This is a genomic window from Yersinia enterocolitica subsp. enterocolitica (assembly GCF_901472495.1).
GTDB classification, from domain to species: domain Bacteria; phylum Pseudomonadota; class Gammaproteobacteria; order Enterobacterales; family Enterobacteriaceae; genus Yersinia; species Yersinia enterocolitica.
In genome coordinates, this window is the sequence record NZ_LR590469.1 from 3,713,410 (window position 1) to 3,732,158 (window position 18,749).

Genomic DNA, 18,749 nt, shown 5'->3' on the forward strand with positions numbered 1-18,749 from the left:
TTAACACTCTTTGGTATTAATTGTTAACCTAAAAAAGTAATATTCATTTACTACTGAAGAGGAATTATTATTTTAATATCTTACTGTAATTAAAAATCTGTATATATTCTAAGATGAAATATGCATTGGAAAATAAAAAACGAACAGAATAAATATGCATTTTAATGTTTTTATTTTTTTACTTTAATTGAGAATTTTCTCAAAAAAAATCGACTTTGATTGCGGAATATCCAAAATAAGCGGAGAATAACCATAAATTCATTTAACAAAATACAAACAAAATAATTCACAAAAGAAAACATAATTATGGATTATGCAATAATTTAATTTCGCTCATTTTTTCTACTGACGGGTCGGGTTACTATTTGTCATTGATGTGTTTTACTTTTTTAATAACAAATATTTACTGATAATTAGTGATTACTCTGGCTGATTTCAAGCTCCGGTGTGATGTAGGCTTAGTGTAAACAAGGCTTGCAGAGGAGTGCCTAGAAATGATACTGATTTATAACGTGGACGGCTGGCGGGAGGCTGGACCATAAGTTTTATCAACTATAGCCCCGTACTTAATGATTAAGTATTCTATTTAAGATGCTTGGTAACTTGCATTTTATGGGATGCTTTGAGGAATTTTTAGGGTATGAAAAGTGTAAAAATAAGTCTGGCCTGGCAAATACTCATTGCACTGGTATTAGGTATTTTGGTTGGTGCAGTTTTGCATAACCAAATTGAATCTAGAGAATGGTTAGTTAATAATATTTTAAGCCCGGCGGGCGATATCTTTATCCGCTTAATTAAAATGATTGTGGTGCCGATCGTTATTTCAACCTTGATCGTAGGTATTGCCGGTGTTGGTGATGCGAAGAAGCTTGGGCGAATTGGTTTGAAAACCATCATTTATTTCGAAGTTATCACCACTGTTGCCATTATTGTCGGGATCACTTTGGCGAATGTGTTCCAGCCAGGGCACGGCATTGATATGTCAGCGTTGACCGTGGTTGATATCTCTCAGTACGAAAAAACTACCGAACAAGTACAAAGTGGTAGCCACAGCCTGGTAAGCACTATCTTGTCGCTGATCCCTGCCAACGTCTTTGCCTCTATGGCAAAAGGCGATATGTTGCCAATTATTTTCTTCTCAGTGTTGTTTGGTTTAGGGCTGTCTTCATTGCCAAAAGAAACCAAAGAACCACTGTTGAATGTGTTTAAAGCAGTATCTGAAAGCATGTTCAAAGTTACACACATGATTATGCGTTATGCGCCGATCGGGGTGTTTGGCCTGATCTCGGTAACGGTCGCCAATTTTGGTTTTGCATCACTAATCCCACTCGCCAAATTGGTTGTTCTGGTTTACGCCGCTATTATCTTCTTTGCTTTAGTCATACTGGGTACCGTGGCGAGATTATGTAAGTTGCGTATTTGGACATTGATTCGAATTCTAAAAGATGAGCTGATTCTGGCCTATTCTACGGCCAGTTCTGAAACTGTATTACCGCGAATTATCGAAAAAATGGAAGCTTATGGTGCGCCAAAAGCGATTACCAGTTTTGTCGTACCAACCGGCTATTCATTTAATCTGGATGGCTCCACATTATACCAAAGTATTGCAGCGATATTTATTGCCCAACTTTATGGCATTGAGCTATCAATCGGGCAAGAGATTATTCTGGTGCTGACTTTGATGGTGACTTCGAAAGGTATCGCCGGTGTTCCGGGTGTCTCTTTTGTTGTCTTGCTGGCAACATTAGGCAGTGTCGGTATTCCACTGGAAGGCTTGGCCTTTATTGCCGGCGTTGATCGTATTCTGGATATGGCGCGTACTGCACTGAATGTGGTAGGGAATGCATTAGCCGTATTGGTTATTGCCAAGTGGGAACATCAGTTTGATCATAAGAAAGCTAAGGCTTATGAGAAAACATTGTTTGCACCGAAGCAAACACCGGTTCAAAACTAATACCTGTTCAAAACAAGCCATCATATTTTCTATTATCAGTTAAAACCCCCTGTTGGAGAGAGACCGACAGGGGGTTTTATTATTACTTAATGACCAAACATAAGCATGGCGATAATTTACTGTCATTATTCATTTAAGCCTAAGCGGTATGACCAATGAATCAGTTCTGCAACTTTATGCACATCCAGTTTTTTCATCATATTAAGGCGATGAGTTTCAACGGTTTTCTGACTGATAGAAAGCTGACTCGCAATCATACGATTACAAGAACCTTCGGTGATCAGCTTTAATATTTGCCGCTCGCGTGGCGTTAAAATGGTTTGATTTGTCTCGCAATCTTGGGTCAATTGGCTTAATAAAGCGCTATTGAGCGCGGGATCAATATAGCGCTTACCCGCCGCCACAGTTTGAATAGCCGCCATCAAAATTTGTTGTGGGCTTTTCTTCAGAACATACCCTAGCGCACCATTATTTAGTGTTCGACTGGCGTAGTGCTCTTCATGACGAGCAGTCAATGCTAAGATCTTCATGCCTGGCCAGCGGCGCCGAAGTTGAATAATGACATCAAGGCCATCCATACCGGGTAGCCCTAAATCTATTATGACAATGTCTGGCTCGGTTTGGCGGCATAAGTTATACACATCCAACCCATTCTCCGCTTCACCGACAATCTGATAGCGCGGATAAGCTGCAAGCATATTTTTGATGCCATTAATAATCAGCTCATGATCGTCCACAATTAATAATTTTGTATTCATAAAGTTATTCTTTACCTGATGATTTAAATGGCCTCATGGGTGCCCCTTGGCCGAAATGGCCAATGGATTATCTCGTCGTGGCGAGTGATGATGATCTTTCCATAAAGTCACCTGACTGTTTTTTTAGTACGCCACAGTCAAAACTTGATATCAAGAATTATGCTGATTTCGTTACTACTCGTTATAGATTCATTTAACTCCAAAAAATTAACGGACAATTAAAGTGAATCATCAAATAATTAAATTATTTTGACGGGGCCGGGGAGATTTCAGAGGATACCCCATGTTAGCCAAGGGAATATAAATTACAGTTTTATGAAACTTAAGGTTTATACCGGATATCACCTTGCCATATGATTTGTCATTCTTGGATCATAATAATGATGATCGAAGGAATATTATGAAATCAATACAATTTATTCTATTTCGACAAGAGGAAATATTACGTAGTGACGACGTATGTTATACCGTACCTGCTGGTAATCTAGTGATTACTGATGAGCAAGCGAGAGTATCTTCTTTTTCACAAAATACTTTTACTTCGATATTGTGTCATCCTATAGACCTTTTACCCCTCTATAAAAATTTAGCCAGTAATATGGCACAACCGAATAAATCTCGTCTGCCACAAAACGTATATGAGCGCTGTAAAATTTTACCGGCTAACAACGATATTATCTGTGCTGCTGAGAAATTAGTTGATATTGATCGAACTTTGTCGCTGCGATTTCTTTATCTGTATTGTTTGGGGTTGGACTATGTTTATTTTTCCAGATTATTAGAATCAATTGTAGGGACCAATAATAAATTACTGGAGTTTTTTGAGAAGAATCGCCTCAATCCCTGGACCGTTTCGCGTTATGCCAGTGAATTAGGAATTTCGACACGTAAATTGAATTTTTTGTTTTATGAAAAATTTGGAATGTCTGCAAAACAATGGCTACTGGAGCAACGTTTGAAAAAAGGTTGTGAGCTGCTGTTATCCACGCGACTCCGTGTGGCGGATATTGCCATGGAATGTGGTTTTAGTAATCACGCCCATTTCTCAGATAGTTTCCGACGTCGTTTTCAGCAGTGCCCGTCACGCATGAGAACACTTATGGAGTAGGAGAATTTCATGGATATCAATACTGGATTAACTTTTGCATAACATCTAATTTTCAATACATCATCCCTTCATTAAAGAGATAATTGGCTTATTATACGTAGATCTATTTTCTCGCTACGGCATATGAGTCTGCTCTTGTCGGCGACAATACGTATTTTGGAGGTGTCAGTGTGAGCTGGCCGATGTTTAAATCTCAGTATTTGGTGCGCGGCTGGCAATGGGGTGTAATCTGGCGGCTTTCTTTACCGGCATTCCACAGTTTTCACTGCATGCCTGGTTCTTCGCGCTCGCGACGGCAGCTGGTTCCTATTTCGGTGCCAAATTCACGCTATTGCCGCTGTTTCGCATTCCGGTGAAATTGCAAAAAGTGACAACAGCTGCGCCATTAACCCAGCACCCAGCCAGGGCTGCGCGACGTTTTCGTCTCGGCATGGTGGTGTTTGTTCTGGCGCTGGGTTGGTCATTGATTGAGTTGTTCCGCCACCCAAAACTGGGTATCGCCATGCTATGTGGAATTGGGTTTGGGCTTCTGATTGAGCGGGCGCAAATTTGCTTTACTTCTGCCTTCCGTGACCTGTGGATAACCGGGCGCACGCACATGGCGAAAGCGATTATTCTGGGGATGGCGGTCAGTGCTATTGGGATTTTCAGTTATGTACAACTGGGTGTCGCACCGAAGATTCTATGGGCCGGGCCGAATGCGGTGATTGGCGGTTTATTATTTGGTTTTGGTATCGTGCTGGCTGGTGGTTGTGAAACGGGCTGGATGTATCGCGCAGTAGAGGGGCAGATTCACTATTGGTGGGTGGGGCTGGGTAATATTATTGGTGCCACTATTCTGGCGTATTATTGGGATGACTTTGCACCGGAATTGGCGACCAATTATGACAAAGTCAACCTATTGGAAACGTTCGGCCCAATTGGCGGGTTACTAGTGACTTACCTGATGCTGGCTATCGCTTTTGCTGCCATGTTGTGGTGGGAAAAGCGCTTCTTCCGCCAACAAAAAGCCACTGTATCCACTTTGATTAAGGAGCCATCATGAGTCATTCTTCGTCAGTTGATAGTTTAGCCATTGATAGTTCAGCAGCACCTACGGCTATCGTGCCGGATTACCGTTTGGATATGGTGGGCGAACCCTGCCCATACCCAGCAGTCGCCACACTCGAAGCGATGCCACAACTGAAACCAGGCGAAATCCTGGAAGTGATCAGTGACTGCCCGCAATCCATTAATAATATTCCGTTAGATGCCCGAAATTATGGCTATACGGTATTGGATATTCAGCAAGATGGCCCGACTATCCGCTATCTGATTCAGCGCTGAAATGGGTAATCGATAAGACTGTTAAAGGCGGGTTTAATCCGCCACAGACTGCTGACAAACCTCGATAACTCGATCTTGCAAGGTGAAGGCCGGTAGAAGAGTAAAGCGTCCGCGCCATGGACGGCGCGGCTCGAGCCCCCAGGGAGGGGTTTACGGCGTCTTTACGATCTGCCTGTTTTCACCGTTACGGGTACTTTGTCATTAACCTCAGGCGGGTTTAACCCGCCAGTAAGGCTTTAATCGGTTTCAAATCTGGTTTAGTTACCATCATTAACATGAATATTGGCTTTAACCTTTCACGTTATAAGCAATCGGCGCTATCAACTCAATCACCCCGTTGCGCAGTAGTTCGGCGGGGGGAATGGGTAACGGTTGGGCACGAGAAATCAGAATCATTGCTTCACGATCCAGCATTTTAGCGCCAGAGCTGGCGAACAACTCTGCAGTTAATACTTTTCCTTTATGATCAACAACAAAGCGTACGTGGCTGATCCCTTCCAGGCGATAACGCAAGGCTTCTCGTGGATAGCGTTTATAGCGCGATAGATGGGCCAGAACATCACTCTGCCATGAGGCTTTCCCACTGATTGCGGCTGAAGCATCGCTGGCAAAAGTCGCAGTGTTTTTATGACTCTCACCCGGTAATGGCGCGCTGGTGGTTGGGGCCGCCTTCTCTGCGACGACTGGCAGCGGAGTGGCTGTCCGTGGTTTAGTCGGTTCTATTTTTTTCTTCTGTACCACTTTCTCCGGTCGAATAGCATGGGTGCCTTTAGCGGAGTGGGTTAATTTTGGTAACTCTTCCAGCCGTTTTTCGGGGGGAGCATCATCCGGTGCTGCCATGCTTTGCTGTAGCCCTTGGGGGATTTCACGAGGGACCGATTTGGCTTGTTGATACAGAGTCAGTTCAATCATTACCGCCGGGGGTAACACGCCCTGGGGGGCCATTTTATTTATCCAGCCGAGCATAAACGCAGCGGCAAGCAAGTGTAACCCGACCCCCAATAGCAAGCTGATACTCCAGCGTGTCCTGGGCCGTCCGAGAGGTAAGTCCACTCTAAAGTCATGGTTATTTTTTATTATCGACATAACTGTGCTGCCTTCCTGCAACTCGAATTATTTATGATGTATTTATTTGATTAGTAATATTTTTATTATTTTTTACCGCCAAATAACGCTTTTCTGCCAAAGGAAATAAGTGACGGATTATACAAAACAATAAAGATATTGATAGTTATTGTGATTATCATTTGCATTTGATCGGGTTTTTCGCTTATAACCGCCAGCCTTAGAAGAGTGAAACCCTATGGTATTCACCCTCGTTTAATTCGCTGTTTTATTGCTTATTTCACCAGCCTTTTCTACCAGCAAAGTGGGCCACTGGGTAAATGTACCTGATGCCGCAAGGTTGCCGCGTAACTGCCCGTTCGCCTGCCTGAGGCCGTATTGTCTAACGGATGCATTCATGGATAAACCGCCATCAAATAAAGTGAGTCTGGCCTATCAGAACACTTATGGTCAGTTGGTCAGCTTCTTTCGCAAACGGCTGGATAATGCCAGCGATGCCACGGATCTGTCGCACGATGTCTTTACGCTGTGGCTAAAGCGGGCGAAACAGACACCTGTCGAGCATTCGCGGGCATTTCTTTTCAAGATTGCTCATCGGGTATTGATTGATCATTGGCGGGCTGCGGGCAAGCAGCGTATGGCGCTGGCACAAAGCCATGAAGATGACGACGCCGAGCAAGAAATGGCACCGTCCGGGGCTGATCCGCAACATGTGTTGGAGCAGCAGCAGCGGTTGAGTCGATTGGAACAGGCGCTAAATAGCCTTAGCCCCCGCCGTCGTGAGGCTTTTCTGATGCATCGTTTCGACGGTTTATCCCAAATTGAAGTGGCGGAGAGAATGGGAATTTCTGTCAGTATGGTCGAAAAACATATCGCGGGCGCATTGCTGCATTGTAAGCGCCACGTTGCTGAACAAGGGAGTAAGCAACATGATGAATGAGAGCCGTTCTCTGAGCGCTGAGATTGATGAGCAAGCGGCGTTATGGTTCAGCCGCAGCCAGGCTCGACGCTTAACCACCCAAGAACAACAGCAACTGGATACCTGGTTGCAATGCTCCCCCTCCCATGCGCAGGCCTATCGTCAGATGCAGCAGATTTGGGGTGATTGCGCATTAATTCCCCGACCGGCCAGTGCGCCACAGCCAGAAAAATCAACTCGCGGTTGGCGGCCCTTGCGTAGTTGTGCCGCTGGGATATTTTTCCTGTTTGCATTGCTACTGCCGATGAGCCAACTGCCCTCGTTGCTGACCAATGATATGAGTCTGCAAACCACGGATTACAGTCGTGAAATCGTGTTATCAGATGGTACCCGGGTGCATGTTAATCGCCATTCGCAGGTTCGTGTTCATTATGCAAAAGATAATCGTCAACTCTGGTTGGATCAGGGGGAAATTTACCTGCAAGTGGCCGCCAATAAAGCCCGGCCATTTATTGTTTACGCCGGTGAGAGCGAGGTGAAAGTGGTCGGAACCGCATTCGATGTGCGCTACGACTTAGGCGAGGTCGCGGTGGTGGTCAAAGAGGGGATTGTCGCCATGACCGGCAGGCCGAATATGGCGGCAGTCATGCTGCATGCCGGTGACCGTGTGCAGTTGTTACCAGCGCAGAAGCGCTTGTTGCTGAGCAAAATTGCGGTGGCTGAAATTGGTCAATGGCGCAGCGGGCAATTGCTATTCCGTAATCGCCCTTTGGGGGAACTGATCACTGAATTGCGGCGCTACCGGCCGGGTAAGATTGAATTGACCGATACCAGTTTGGCGCAATTACCGGTATCCGGTTCACTGGATTTAAATCATCCAGATGAGTTCCTCGACTCATTACCGTTGCTGCTGGCGGTGAATGTGGTGCATGACGAGCAAGGTAACGTAATGATTTTTAGAAATTTAAATAAAAAGTAAAAAATAGTTAATTTTATAGGTGAGGATAATTCTCATTATCACGTCTTCCTTGATGCTGGTGCTTATTGGCATGGCATTGACATTTCTTAGGGAAGAAATAGCGTGATGATAAACAATAAAAAGAAAGTTTCTGGGGTGCCAGTGCTCACTGCTTTAGCGCTGGCAACGCTATTAACGACACAGGGCGTTATGGCAGCGGATGTCTCGTTCAATCTGACCGCACAACCGCTGGCGAATGCCATCACTCAGGTAGCTCAACAGGGTCAATTACACGTCATTTTCGATGAGTCCGATGTCCGTAACTTGCGCGCTCCGGCTCTCAGCGGCAACTACAGCGCGCAAGGTGCATTACAGCAATTGCTGGCGGGTAGCGGGTTGGAACTGGTTGCCAGTGGTAAGGGATATGTCGTCCGCCCCATGCTGGTATCTGGGGCTGCGGCTGGCAGCATGGTGTTACCAACTACCTCGGTGATGGGCGAGGCCGGTGGGCGTGCAGCTGTAGACAACGTGATGTCGGCTCCGCAAGTGGTGACCTCGGAAGAGATCCGCCAACGCCCTACCGGCAACGGCAATATCACCGAATTACTGCGCACCAATCCGGCAGTGCAATTCTCCAATAGCGACAACACCAGCCTGACGCAGGGCGAAATCAAACCCGGAGCCATTTCCATTCATGGTTCGTCGAGCTATCAGAATGCTTACAATCTGGATGGTGTCAGCTTTAACAACGATATCGATCCGGCCAGCGATGGTAACGGCGAAACCATCACCCGTATTGATAGTAGTGATCAGGGCATGTATATCGATAGCCGTCTGATCGACAGTGTGACAGTATTCGACAATAACATTCCGGTGGAGTTTGGTGGCTTTACCGGCGGTACTTTGGATGTCTCTAGTCGCCGTTGGCGTGGCGAGAACAGCGCCCATGCTTTTTACCGGGAAACTCGTTCGTCGTGGAACAAGGTTTTCACTGATCCGGATATGGAGTTCGACAGTTCAAAAAACGACACTAGCCGCCCGGCGCGTTATCAACCGAAATACAATAAACAAAGCTTTGGTGGCTGGTTTGAAGCTGGCATTACCGACAATATGGGTATTGTATTTTCTGCCTCGCAGCGTCTCTCTGATATTCCAACCTACACTACCGGTGGCAGCGGCCTGCAATTAAGCCCGAATAACGAGTTGGAAGTCGTCTCGGTGACTCCGGGCTATCGCAGCCAAAAGCGGGTTTCTGATAACTATTTTGCCAAGCTTTCCTGGGATGCCAATGAGCGCACCAGTGCCCACCTATCGGCCAATTACTCAGCTTATACCAGCACACTTTTCTCCAGCAGTGTCATTAACTCTGGCTATGACAATGACCATAACGGATTGAGCACCACGCTCCAGTTGGAGCACCGTTTTGATATTGCCAATCTCGATTTTACCGCCGGTTATCAGCAACTAAAAGATGAACGCATCAATGACGTAAAAGACTTTTTCACTTTAGAAGACTACATGACCGATTGGCGTAATCCGCAGTTTTATAACAATGGCGGGCAGGGTGATTTGACTACTCGCCAGAACAGCGCCAGCGCCAAAGGGGTACTGCGTTTTAATGAATTTAATGCCTTAGGCCTGCAACACTCGCCTAATCTTGGCTTCGAACTGAACAAAACGACCGCCCGATATATCCGTGATCGCGACTATTACCGCTACAAATTCAGTGCCGCGGCGGATGATATCGCCTCTCTCACCGAAGCCAGTTATATCACCCGCTTCCGCGCCGGTAACTATGAGGCTGGTTACACCAACTACGCGCTGTTTTTGGATGACAGCATGCAGTATAGCCGCTTGACCGTACGCCCAGGTGTACGTTTGGATCGCGATGATTTTGTTCAGAAAACCAATATCGCTCCGCGCCTAAGCAGCAGTCTTGATCTATTTGGTACCGGTGACACCGTACTGATCGCCGGGGCCAACCGCTACTATGGCCGCTCGATGCTGACTTACGCTTTATACGAAGCGCAGAACGCGGGTATGGAGCATTGCTACTACTTCTGTTCACTGGACCCATCCGAGAATGATTGGGATGGCGTGAAAGATTTCGAAGGTATCGACAGCTTAAAGACACCGTATAACGATGAGCTGAGTTTTGCGCTCCAGCAACAGGTGATGCAGAGCACATGGCGCTTACAGTATGTGCATCGTGAGGGTTACGATGAAGTGCGTAGCCGCACCAAATACCGTAATCCAAACAGTGCATCTCAAGCCCGCATTCGGACTTTTGATAACGGTGGCCGTAGCAGTAACGACCAGGTATCACTCTCGGTCAGCAACAGCAAACCTTGGGAACTGGCCGCCACAACTCATGCTTTTACCGGCTCACTCACCTGGCAGCAAAGTAAAAGCAATACGCCGAAAGATCAGGGCTATGCCTTCTTTGATCCGAACACCAAGCTGGATTCAGACAAAGTGTGGTACGACGGCAAAGTGATTAATGCCTCAGATTTGCCATCGACCAATTTCAACTCGCCGTGGCGGCTCAATCTGGAGCTAACCAGTGAGTGGCAAGAATACTCCCTTACCTTCTATAACCTGTGGCAATGGCGCAGTTCGCGCGATCAAGCGGTGCGTTACCAGAATGAGTATTACACCGATACCAGTACCGGCACTCAGATGCTGAAATACGAAAAAACTCATTTTGCCAGTAACTTCCGCTGGGACACCAAAGTGACCTGGCAGCCCGCATTTGCTTATGGGGCAGGCATCTCGATCGAGGTGAATAACCTACTCAATAAACGCAATGTTTCCGACACCTTTGTGTATGGCGATCGGGTGCTGCACTCCTATGATCCGGGCCGCCAATTCTGGCTGCAAGTGAGCTACGACCTGTAATCACACTTTTATTGAAAACCATCGGGTTGCTTAGGCGGCCCGATACTTTTTGTTCTGAATCTTCAGAACTCATGCTGGCAGTTTGTTGATGAAAGCCATTGGCCTTATTTATGAAAAAGAACAAATTATGAAAACACTGAAACAATTCTATTACCTCGCCAGACCGTTCTGGGGCATCCGCTCAGCACTGCTGGCCTGGTTGTTACTGCTGGTGGTATTGGCGCTCAGCCTTTCTTCTGTTTGGTTTAATGTGCAACTGAACCAATGGAATGGCAATTTTTACAACGCGTTACAGCAACTGAACAGCCAGGCGCTGTACCAGTTATTGCAGCATTTCATCCTGTTGGTCAGCGCATTGATTTTGGTGGTGGTTTTTGCTGACTACCTTAAGCAGCGATTGATTATGCGCTGGCGTATCGGCATGACCGAACATATTCTGGCGCGCTGGTTGTCGCATAAAGGCCAACATTATGCGTTAAAAATCAATGCGCTGGTGCCGGATAACCCCGACCAACGTATTGCCGAAGATGTCCGGTTGCTGATTGAATCCAGCCTACGGTTGCTCATTACTTTCCTGCATTCACTGCTCACTCTGATTTCGTTCGCTACTATTTTGTGGCAACTCTCTGGCAGTATTAGCTTCTCGCTGGCACAACACAGTTTCACCCTACCGGGCTATATGTTCTGGGTGTGTATTCTGTACACCGTGCTAGGCATTGGCTTGACCCATTGGATTGGGTATCCGCTGCGCCAGCTTAATATGGATCGCCAACGGCGTGAGGCGGATTACCGCAGTGGCTTGATTGCTCGCCGTGAAGCCAGTGACGCCATTGCTGGGCAGCGCGGTGAATACCATGAGCGTGCAGCATTATTACAACGTTTCCGTGCAGTAGCCGATAACTGGTATCAGCTGATTCGCTATGAAAAAAACCTCTCATTCTTCACGGTGGGCTATCAACAACTGAGTGCGCTGGCACCCATTTTCTTTGCACTACCCAAGTTTTTGGCCGGTGAGTTATTACTGGGCGGGTTGATGCAAATCCGCCAGTCTTTTGCACAAGTTGCAGGGGCGTTGGGTTGGTTTATTTTCTCTTACCGTGAGATTGCCGCCTGGCAGGCCACGGTCACCCGCTTGTATAACTTTGTGGTGTTACTGGATGCTGAGCCGGTTAGCCCGGTTGAAAGTGCGCCAGACGGCGGCTTGCCACTGCGCGCTGCACTGGATCTCTATACTGCCGATGGCGCGATGTTATTGAGCAATATTACTCTTAATGCCTCTGCGGGCAGCCTGACCTTGATCCAAGGGCGATCGGGGATCGGCAAATCTACCTTACTACGCACTTTAAGTGGCCATTGGCCTCATTATCAGGGCCGCATTCAGCGCAGTGACAGTGTGAGCTGGTTGCCTCAGCGCCTCTATCTGCCCCATGAGCGACTGGATGACTTACTGGCTTATCCGGCACAACGCGAAGATTTCACTGAAGCGCAATTGCAGCAAGTGTTGGTGCAAGTTGGATTGCCGCAACTGAATTATCAGTTAGCGCTGTCAACTGATTGGCAACAGCGTCTGTCCGGTGGCGAACAGCAACGGCTGATGTTCGCCCGCTTGTTACTGAATAAGCCTCGGCTGATTTTGCTGGATGAAACTACCGCTGCGCTGGATGCCGCTAGTGCTCGTCACTTATTACAGTTGCTTAGACAGCAGTTACCGAACAGCGCGGTACTGCTGGTCAGCCATCAAACCTTCCTGGCTGATATTGCCGACCACCAATACCACCTCGACGATTCATCCGATGTTATTCAAGGAGTTGCCACACCATGTTTAACCAACTAGTGCGAACATTATTCGTTTGCCTGTTTGTGGGTTGTGTTCTGCCGGTTTCAGCGCAAGAGCAAACACTGCCGGTGCGTGCTGATCTTCAGCATTTCACTCTCGGTAATGGTATGCAGGTTTACCTGTTGCCGCGTGATCAACCCGGTGTAGAACTGCGCCTGTTGGTGAACAGTGGTTCATTGCAAGAGAGTGAGCAACAGCGCGGGCTGGCCCACTTTGTTGAGCATATGGCGTTCAAAGGCACTCGTCACTTCCCCGGCACCAGCAGTTTTAAATCGCTCGAGAAACAAGGGATTACACTGGGTAGCCATGTCAATGCTGTGACCAGCTTGAATGCCACCACGTATAAGCTGTCTCTGCCAAATGCCGATGAAAAACAACTGACGTTGGGGCTGAGAATTTTATCGGACTGGGCGCAGGGCATCAGCTTTGAACCCGTCGTCTTTGATAAAGAACGGCAGGTGATCGTCGAAGAGTGGCGCTTGCGCCAAGGTGTGGGGTTCCGTATCAATCAGGCTTTGGAGCAGCTACGTTACCACGGTAGCCGCTATGCAGAACGTGATCCTATTGGGTTGCTGGCTGTGGTGCGACAAGCTCCTGTCAGCGAAGCTGTTAATTATTATCAGCAATGGTATCAGCCTCAGCGCATGGCATTGGTGGTAGTTGGCCAATTTAAAGTGAAGGATTTACGCAAACAGATCAATGAGTTATTCGCGATTCCTGTGCCAGAGAAGTTGGCGAAGGATGATGCCAGTTGGTCGAAATTTGCCCAGCAACCAGGGTTGATGCTTAGCACGGTATTTGATGCTGAGCAGGGGACGCGCATTATTCAGCTAGCACTACAACGTGATCTCGCGGCCCCGCTAAACAGTGACAATGGGCAGTGGCGTGATCTGCTTGATACCTTGTGGCTGACTATTTTTAATCAGCGGCTGTCTTTGCTGGTGGATAACGACCTATTATCGGTGGCGAGCATCAACCAACAAGGTGCCCTGCTGGATAAGCGTCGTATTCAACATTTGATGATTGCCCGCCCGCAAGGTAGTGACTATAACGGCACATTGCGCCAGCTATTCACTGAGTTGCAGCGAATGGCAACTGTGCCAGTTAGTGAGGCGGAGCTGAATGCGGCCCGTCAACAAATCCTTATCAAGCTGAGCCAGCAGGCAGCTTCCGAGAGCCGCTATCAGCATGGGTATCTGGCGGATAATCTCACCACCGCCATTGAATTTGAACTGCCAATGCTAAACAAACAGCAGCAATTTGCGATGACCAAAACCTGGCTTGAGGCCATCGGCCCACAGCATGTTCAGGCGCAAGTGGCTGAATTATTACAGGAAGGATCTGCCCGGCTGGCACTGATTGGCCCGGATAGTGATAAGTCACTGGTGGACAACCAGCAATTGGCGACGATGTGGAACAGTATTCGCCAAAGTGCTCCAGGGCCGTTTACCCTGAAACCGAAGCCGGTTACCTTGACTGTCACCCCGCCGCCTGCCGGTAAGATTGTGCAGCGCCAGGTTTTGCCTATCCCCGATACCCAACTCTGGACATTGAGTAATGGTATTCGGGTGATTGTGAAAGCCAATAACCGTTTAAAAGATGATGTGCAACTCTCGCTACGGATACCGGGCGGGCGCTCGTTGGAGGATGATAGTCGTGTCGGCGAAGTGAATTGGGCGATGCGATTACCGGAAGTTAGTGGCTACAGCCAATACAACCCACGCCAGTTAGCCCAATTAGGTAAACAAACCGAAGTGGCTATCGCTCCTTATGATGAGATGCTATTCCACGGCCTGCGCGGTTCGGCCCCGGCAGACAAACTCGAGCCATTACTGCAATTGCTGTACTTGAAAATCAGCGCGCCGCAGTTTTCCGCAGAAAAATTAGCGCAACAGAAACAATCAGTTGGGTTGGGATTGGAGAAGCAGCCCGTTGAGCGCCGCTTCCTCGACAGCATTACACAAGCGGGTTATCAACATGGCGATCGGTTGCTGGTAACCGCAACAGGGCCGTGGCGTAACTTCACCGTGGCGGGCCTTGAACAACGCCATCGGCAACTCTTTTCTGCCACGCAAGATATGACCGTGACCCTCAGTGGTGCGTTAGATGAGAAGCGCTTACAGCCACTGGTGGAAAAATGGCTGGGCAGCTTGCCGCGCAGCGAACAGCGTTTGCATTGGCGCGATTTAGCAATAAAGCCGCTGAACCAGGCGATGAGCCTCGATTATCCGCTCGCCAGTAGCCCGAAAACGATGGTCAGTATGCAGTTCTCAGCCGATGCTAATTGGTCGCAGCCGAACCTACTGGCACTACAATTATTGGATAAAATCGTCACATTGCGGTTGCGTTATGATATGCGCGAGCAAGCCAGCGGTATTTATACGTTAGGTTTCTCACAACTGTTGGCAAAACTGCCACAGCCTTATTATCTGGCACGGCTTAACTTTACCTCAGCCCCTGAGCGCTCACAGGAAATGGCGCAAATGGCGCAGAAGGTTTTACAGCAAATAGCCACGGCGGGTGTCACGCAATCAGAGTTGGATAAAGCGAAAAAAGCCTGGTGGATCGAGCAAGATGCCAGCCGTAGCAGTGCCAGTTATTGGACTGATGCACTGGCACAAGTTGCCAGCGACGATGGCAACTTTGCTTTATTGGCTCAAGAAGAGCAGCAGGTGAAAGCGGTCACACTTGAGCAGGTCAATGTCTTAGCTGCCCAATGGTTAGGGCGCAATCCAAAAGTGTTTAGCCTGAGTCCGGCGAAAATGTAATTTTATGGATGTGGCGTCACTTTTCGCATCTCAATAAGTTTATTTAAAGCCACACTGTACAGGTTATTATCTGTGTGGTTTTTCTCGCTTATCATGGGTTGTAAAATTCGGAATGAATGAGGCTTATTTCCATGAGAACAATTAGTTATAGTGAAGTACGCCAGAATTTGTCAACAACGATGGTGCAAACGGTTGAGGATCGAGCCCCCATCCTCATCACCCGTTAAAATGGGACTTCTTGTGTTCTTATGTCACTTGAAGAATATGAATCATTGGAAGAAACTGCTTATTTATTGCGCTCACTAGCAAACGCGAAGCACTTGATGGACTCAATTGAAGAGTTGAGAGCAGGAAAAGGAATTCAAAGGGAACTTGAAGCGTGAAAATTATATTTTCCAGTTGTTCTTGGGAGGATTATCTTTATTGGCAACAAACGGATAAGAAAATCCTCAAACGCATTAATGGGTTAGTAAAAATATTCAAAGAACGCCATTTGAGGTAAAGGGCAAACCAGAACCCCTTAAACATAATCTGGCAGGGTTCTGGTCACGGAGGATGACAGAAGAGCACAGACTTGTTTATGAGGTTTCCGGTGATAATTTATTAATTGCTACTTGTCGTTACCATTATTGACCACATAATTATCTACCCCACAGTTAATTCGCTGTAGGCAGGGTTCTGAGAGGTACTGCCATTTCCAGAGAGACTCCTGCGGCCCGCAGTCGCTTTAATATGCTGAATAACAACTCACTTTTGGTGTTACTGACCATACGTGGACTCGGTACCAAACCGGTGACACTGAGCACAATACCATCCGGGCTTAACTGACTAAATTTCACTGATGGAGCCGGAGTATCGAGTATCGATTCGTGCTCTTCGTAAGCTGCTATCAGCAACTCTTGCGCCAGTTCAACATCTAAATCCAGCGGGAATGTCAGGGCAATGGTCACTACCCCTTGCGCATTAGCCATCGTGGCGTTACGCACATTCTGTGAAATCAATTGGGAGTTTGGCACGATAACCGTCGAACGGTCGCTGAGTTGAATTTCTGTGGCGCGAACATTAATACGCCGAATATCGCCCTCAACGCCACTAATACTGATTAAATCGCCCACTTTCACCGGGCGCTCGGTGAGCAAAATAATGCCGGAAATAAAGTTCTTCACAATCTCCTGCAAACCGAAACCAATACCCACTGATAATGCACTGACAATCCAGGCTAATTTATTCCACTGAATGCCGAGTACCGATAAAGTCAGCAGAATCACCAACACATAACCGATATTACTGAACAGAGTGACCGCCGAGGTTTTTATCCCCGTATCCATCTGGGTTTTGGGCAGAAACTCATTACTTAACCAACGTCGCGCGACATTCAGCGCATATAGCCCGATGAGCAGGCAAAGTGCGGCATTAAATAAATTCGTCGGGACGATATTTAATTTTTCCAGCCCTTCCCCACCTAATAGTTCCACGGTTTTTTGTAACAGCGAAACCGGTGTCGTCGAGCCAAAGGAGCCATTAAATAGTGCGATAATAGCCAATAATATCAGTGTCACTTTGCTGGTGGCTGATAATAGTGTTGCGACTTGGGCCAGATGACGATCATCAATATTTAGCGTCTGTTTAATCGCTTTGCCAGCACTGCTGGTGGGTGAAAATAGACTTTCCGCCAAATCAACACAGAGATGGGTCAGTAAATATAAGCAGGAGAGTACCAGGCAAACCCACACCAATTTGTAACTTAAGAATTTCGCCAGTGCGATATATCCCACTAACAAAGAAAGTAATATCGCTATTGCCGTAATGCCAATAGCCAGATGAATCAATCCGGCTAAGGTGGAATAAGCTTCTGGCTTTTCGCCATTAACCACCAAATTACGGCGTATTCGGTTAGCGCGTAGTGGAATAATGGCGGCGGTCAGTGCCACTAATAGGGCCGATATCCCATTGCCAAAAATGGTTCCTGATACGCTGATATTGATCATATTGTTCATCTGATCAATAGCACCAAAAATCATGATGCAACTGGCTAATAGAGGAGGGAACAGTTTGAGGGAGGCGGCGACTTCATCGGCAATAGCGGGCAAACGCCATGAGGGGCGCTGGTTGGATAAGAATGCTCGCCCGAGGCCTGCCACTAACGCAGAGAAAAACATCAGTTGAATAAAAGCCAGCGCAAAGTCCATCACCACCTGCGAGACATCCGACGTGCGAGTGAATGCCTGGATGATACATTGCGCTATGGTGACCGTGATCAGCACGGTGTACAAGGTGGTCGCTGAGGCCATAAAACTGCGGCGCAATGGGCCTTGAGGTAGGCACTTGGTGCAAAACCAGCCCGTCAATTTGTCGAGGAATTTAAAGCCCAATGCACCGATCAACAGTGCCAGCAGCAGGTATATTGCCGTGCCGGTACGCCATTCGGGCTGCCAGGCAGCATTCCAGGTATCGGTTAGCTCTTGTATAAAATCCTTCAGTCGCTTGTCATCATCGGTATTGGGATTGACAATCGGTGCCCAAAATTTAGCCCCCAAAATACTGCCGGAATTTAAGGCAATTTGTGATTTCAGTGCCGTTCGCCGCAAGGCGATAATCTGTGTTTCCAGGTTTTCCGCATTCGCCTTGATAGACAGGGCCTGATCATGCTGGCCTTCTAATTGTATTTTACGAGTGTTTAGCGCTCGGCGTTGTTGGGCCACTATCGGTGTTTCTGTAAGTGTGCCAGCGGCAGGCGGCGGGCCTAAAACATCTAATTGTGTTTGTAGTTGTTCCCGCTTGGGCTTCAATTCTGCCAGAAGAATATCAACATCCTTCACTAGCGCTATTGCTGTTTCATTCAACGCGTTTAGCTGATTATCTGATGTACTAACAGAGACATTTTGTTTTAGCTTATCTAGCTGTTTTTGTAAGCTAATTAATTGTACAGATACTGCCGGTTTCGCCGGTTCTTCATCGTTTTCAGTGGTTGTCTCTGATGTTGTCGCCGCCAAGACCGAACCTGTAGTTGACATCACGGTGAGTGATGCACAAATCAGTGTGAATAACAGACAGAATAGAGGGTAATGTCGAAGTGAAACAACGTGCTCGTTCTTTTTCATAAAACCTGTCAGCCCGAATGTGAATACCACAATTAACCCATTAATTTGTGTAGGTAT

At 47.3% G+C, this 18,749-nt stretch carries 11 protein-coding genes and 3 pseudogenes; 11 read left to right on the forward strand and 3 right to left on the reverse strand.

All coding sequences use genetic code 11. The features are described from left to right. Window positions 1–640 precede the first annotated feature (640 nt). Window positions 641–1,954 (forward strand): glutamate/aspartate:proton symporter GltP, encoded by a 1,314-nt coding sequence (gene gltP / locus FGL26_RS17615; RefSeq protein ID WP_005175646.1) that lies wholly within the window; start codon window positions 641–643, stop codon window positions 1,952–1,954. Between the two features lie 125 nt (window positions 1,955–2,079). On the opposite strand, the gene FGL26_RS17620 is transcribed toward gltP, so the two are convergent. Further along, the gene (locus tag FGL26_RS17620; protein ID WP_005175643.1) at window positions 2,080–2,712 is read right to left on the reverse strand and encodes a two component system response regulator; all 633 of its coding nucleotides are present in this window, start codon (window positions 2,710–2,712) and stop codon (window positions 2,080–2,082) included. A gap of 400 nt (window positions 2,713–3,112) precedes the next feature. Between FGL26_RS17620 and FGL26_RS17625 the strand changes: the two genes are divergently transcribed. The 3 genes and pseudogenes from FGL26_RS17625 (at window position 3,113) to yedF (ending at window position 5,146) form a co-directional block, all read left to right on the forward strand. Continuing rightward, window positions 3,113–3,820, forward strand: a complete 708-nt coding sequence (locus tag FGL26_RS17625) for a helix-turn-helix domain-containing protein (RefSeq protein WP_032903298.1) — start codon at window positions 3,113–3,115, stop codon at window positions 3,818–3,820. 190 nt (window positions 3,821–4,010) lie between these two features. Beyond that, a pseudogene (yedE, locus tag FGL26_RS17630) lies at window positions 4,011–4,865 on the forward strand (selenium metabolism membrane protein YedE/FdhT); the annotation flags it as partial. Next, window positions 4,862–5,146: a sulfurtransferase-like selenium metabolism protein YedF gene (gene yedF, locus FGL26_RS17635; RefSeq protein ID WP_005156598.1), complete on the forward strand. Its 285-nt coding sequence runs from the start codon at window positions 4,862–4,864 to the stop codon at window positions 5,144–5,146. The pseudogene yedE and the gene yedF, both read left to right, overlap by 4 nt. Window positions 5,147–5,434: 288 nt before the next feature. Here the strand turns inward: yedF and FGL26_RS17640 are convergent, their stop codons facing one another. After that, complete coding sequence (locus FGL26_RS17640; protein WP_005175629.1) at window positions 5,435–6,154, reverse strand: energy transducer TonB; 720 nt, start codon at window positions 6,152–6,154, stop codon at window positions 5,435–5,437. Window positions 6,155–6,608: 454 nt separating this feature from the next. Between FGL26_RS17640 and FGL26_RS17645 the strand changes: the two genes are divergently transcribed. From FGL26_RS17645 to FGL26_RS17675, 7 genes and pseudogenes are all read left to right on the forward strand, one after another. After that, window positions 6,609–7,151 carry an RNA polymerase sigma factor gene (locus tag FGL26_RS17645; protein WP_005156585.1) on the forward strand — a complete coding sequence of 181 codons (543 nt, stop codon included), beginning with the start codon at window positions 6,609–6,611 and terminating at the stop codon, window positions 7,149–7,151. Continuing rightward, window positions 7,141–8,109: a FecR family protein gene (locus tag FGL26_RS17650; protein WP_005175626.1), complete on the forward strand. Its 969-nt coding sequence runs from the start codon at window positions 7,141–7,143 to the stop codon at window positions 8,107–8,109. Before FGL26_RS17645 ends, FGL26_RS17650 begins: the two co-directional genes overlap by 11 nt. A 105-nt stretch (window positions 8,110–8,214) precedes the next feature. Further along, window positions 8,215–10,986, forward strand: coding sequence for a TonB-dependent receptor (locus tag FGL26_RS17655; RefSeq protein ID WP_005175625.1), 2,772 nt, complete (start codon window positions 8,215–8,217; stop codon window positions 10,984–10,986). Window positions 10,987–11,113: 127 nt separating this feature from the next. Continuing rightward, window positions 11,114–12,820 carry an ABC transporter ATP-binding protein/permease gene (locus FGL26_RS17660; RefSeq protein WP_032903292.1) on the forward strand — a complete coding sequence of 569 codons (1,707 nt, stop codon included), beginning with the start codon at window positions 11,114–11,116 and terminating at the stop codon, window positions 12,818–12,820. Beyond that, window positions 12,805–15,591 carry a M16 family metallopeptidase gene (locus FGL26_RS17665; protein WP_005175621.1) on the forward strand — a complete coding sequence of 929 codons (2,787 nt, stop codon included), beginning with the start codon at window positions 12,805–12,807 and terminating at the stop codon, window positions 15,589–15,591. Before FGL26_RS17660 ends, FGL26_RS17665 begins: the two co-directional genes overlap by 16 nt. Before the next feature lie 131 nt (window positions 15,592–15,722). Then, a pseudogene (yefM, locus tag FGL26_RS17670) lies at window positions 15,723–15,974 on the forward strand (YoeB-YefM toxin-antitoxin system antitoxin YefM). Then, window positions 15,971–16,224: pseudogene (locus tag FGL26_RS17675) on the forward strand (Txe/YoeB family addiction module toxin). The pseudogenes yefM and FGL26_RS17675 overlap by 4 nt, the downstream one beginning before the upstream one ends. Before the next feature lie 23 nt (window positions 16,225–16,247). Here FGL26_RS17675 and FGL26_RS17680 read toward each other — a convergent pair. Then, entirely contained in the window at window positions 16,248–18,584 is a 2,337-nt protein-coding gene (locus tag FGL26_RS17680; RefSeq protein ID WP_170219577.1) for a DUF3772 domain-containing protein, read from the reverse strand. Window positions 18,585–18,749 lie beyond the last annotated feature (165 nt).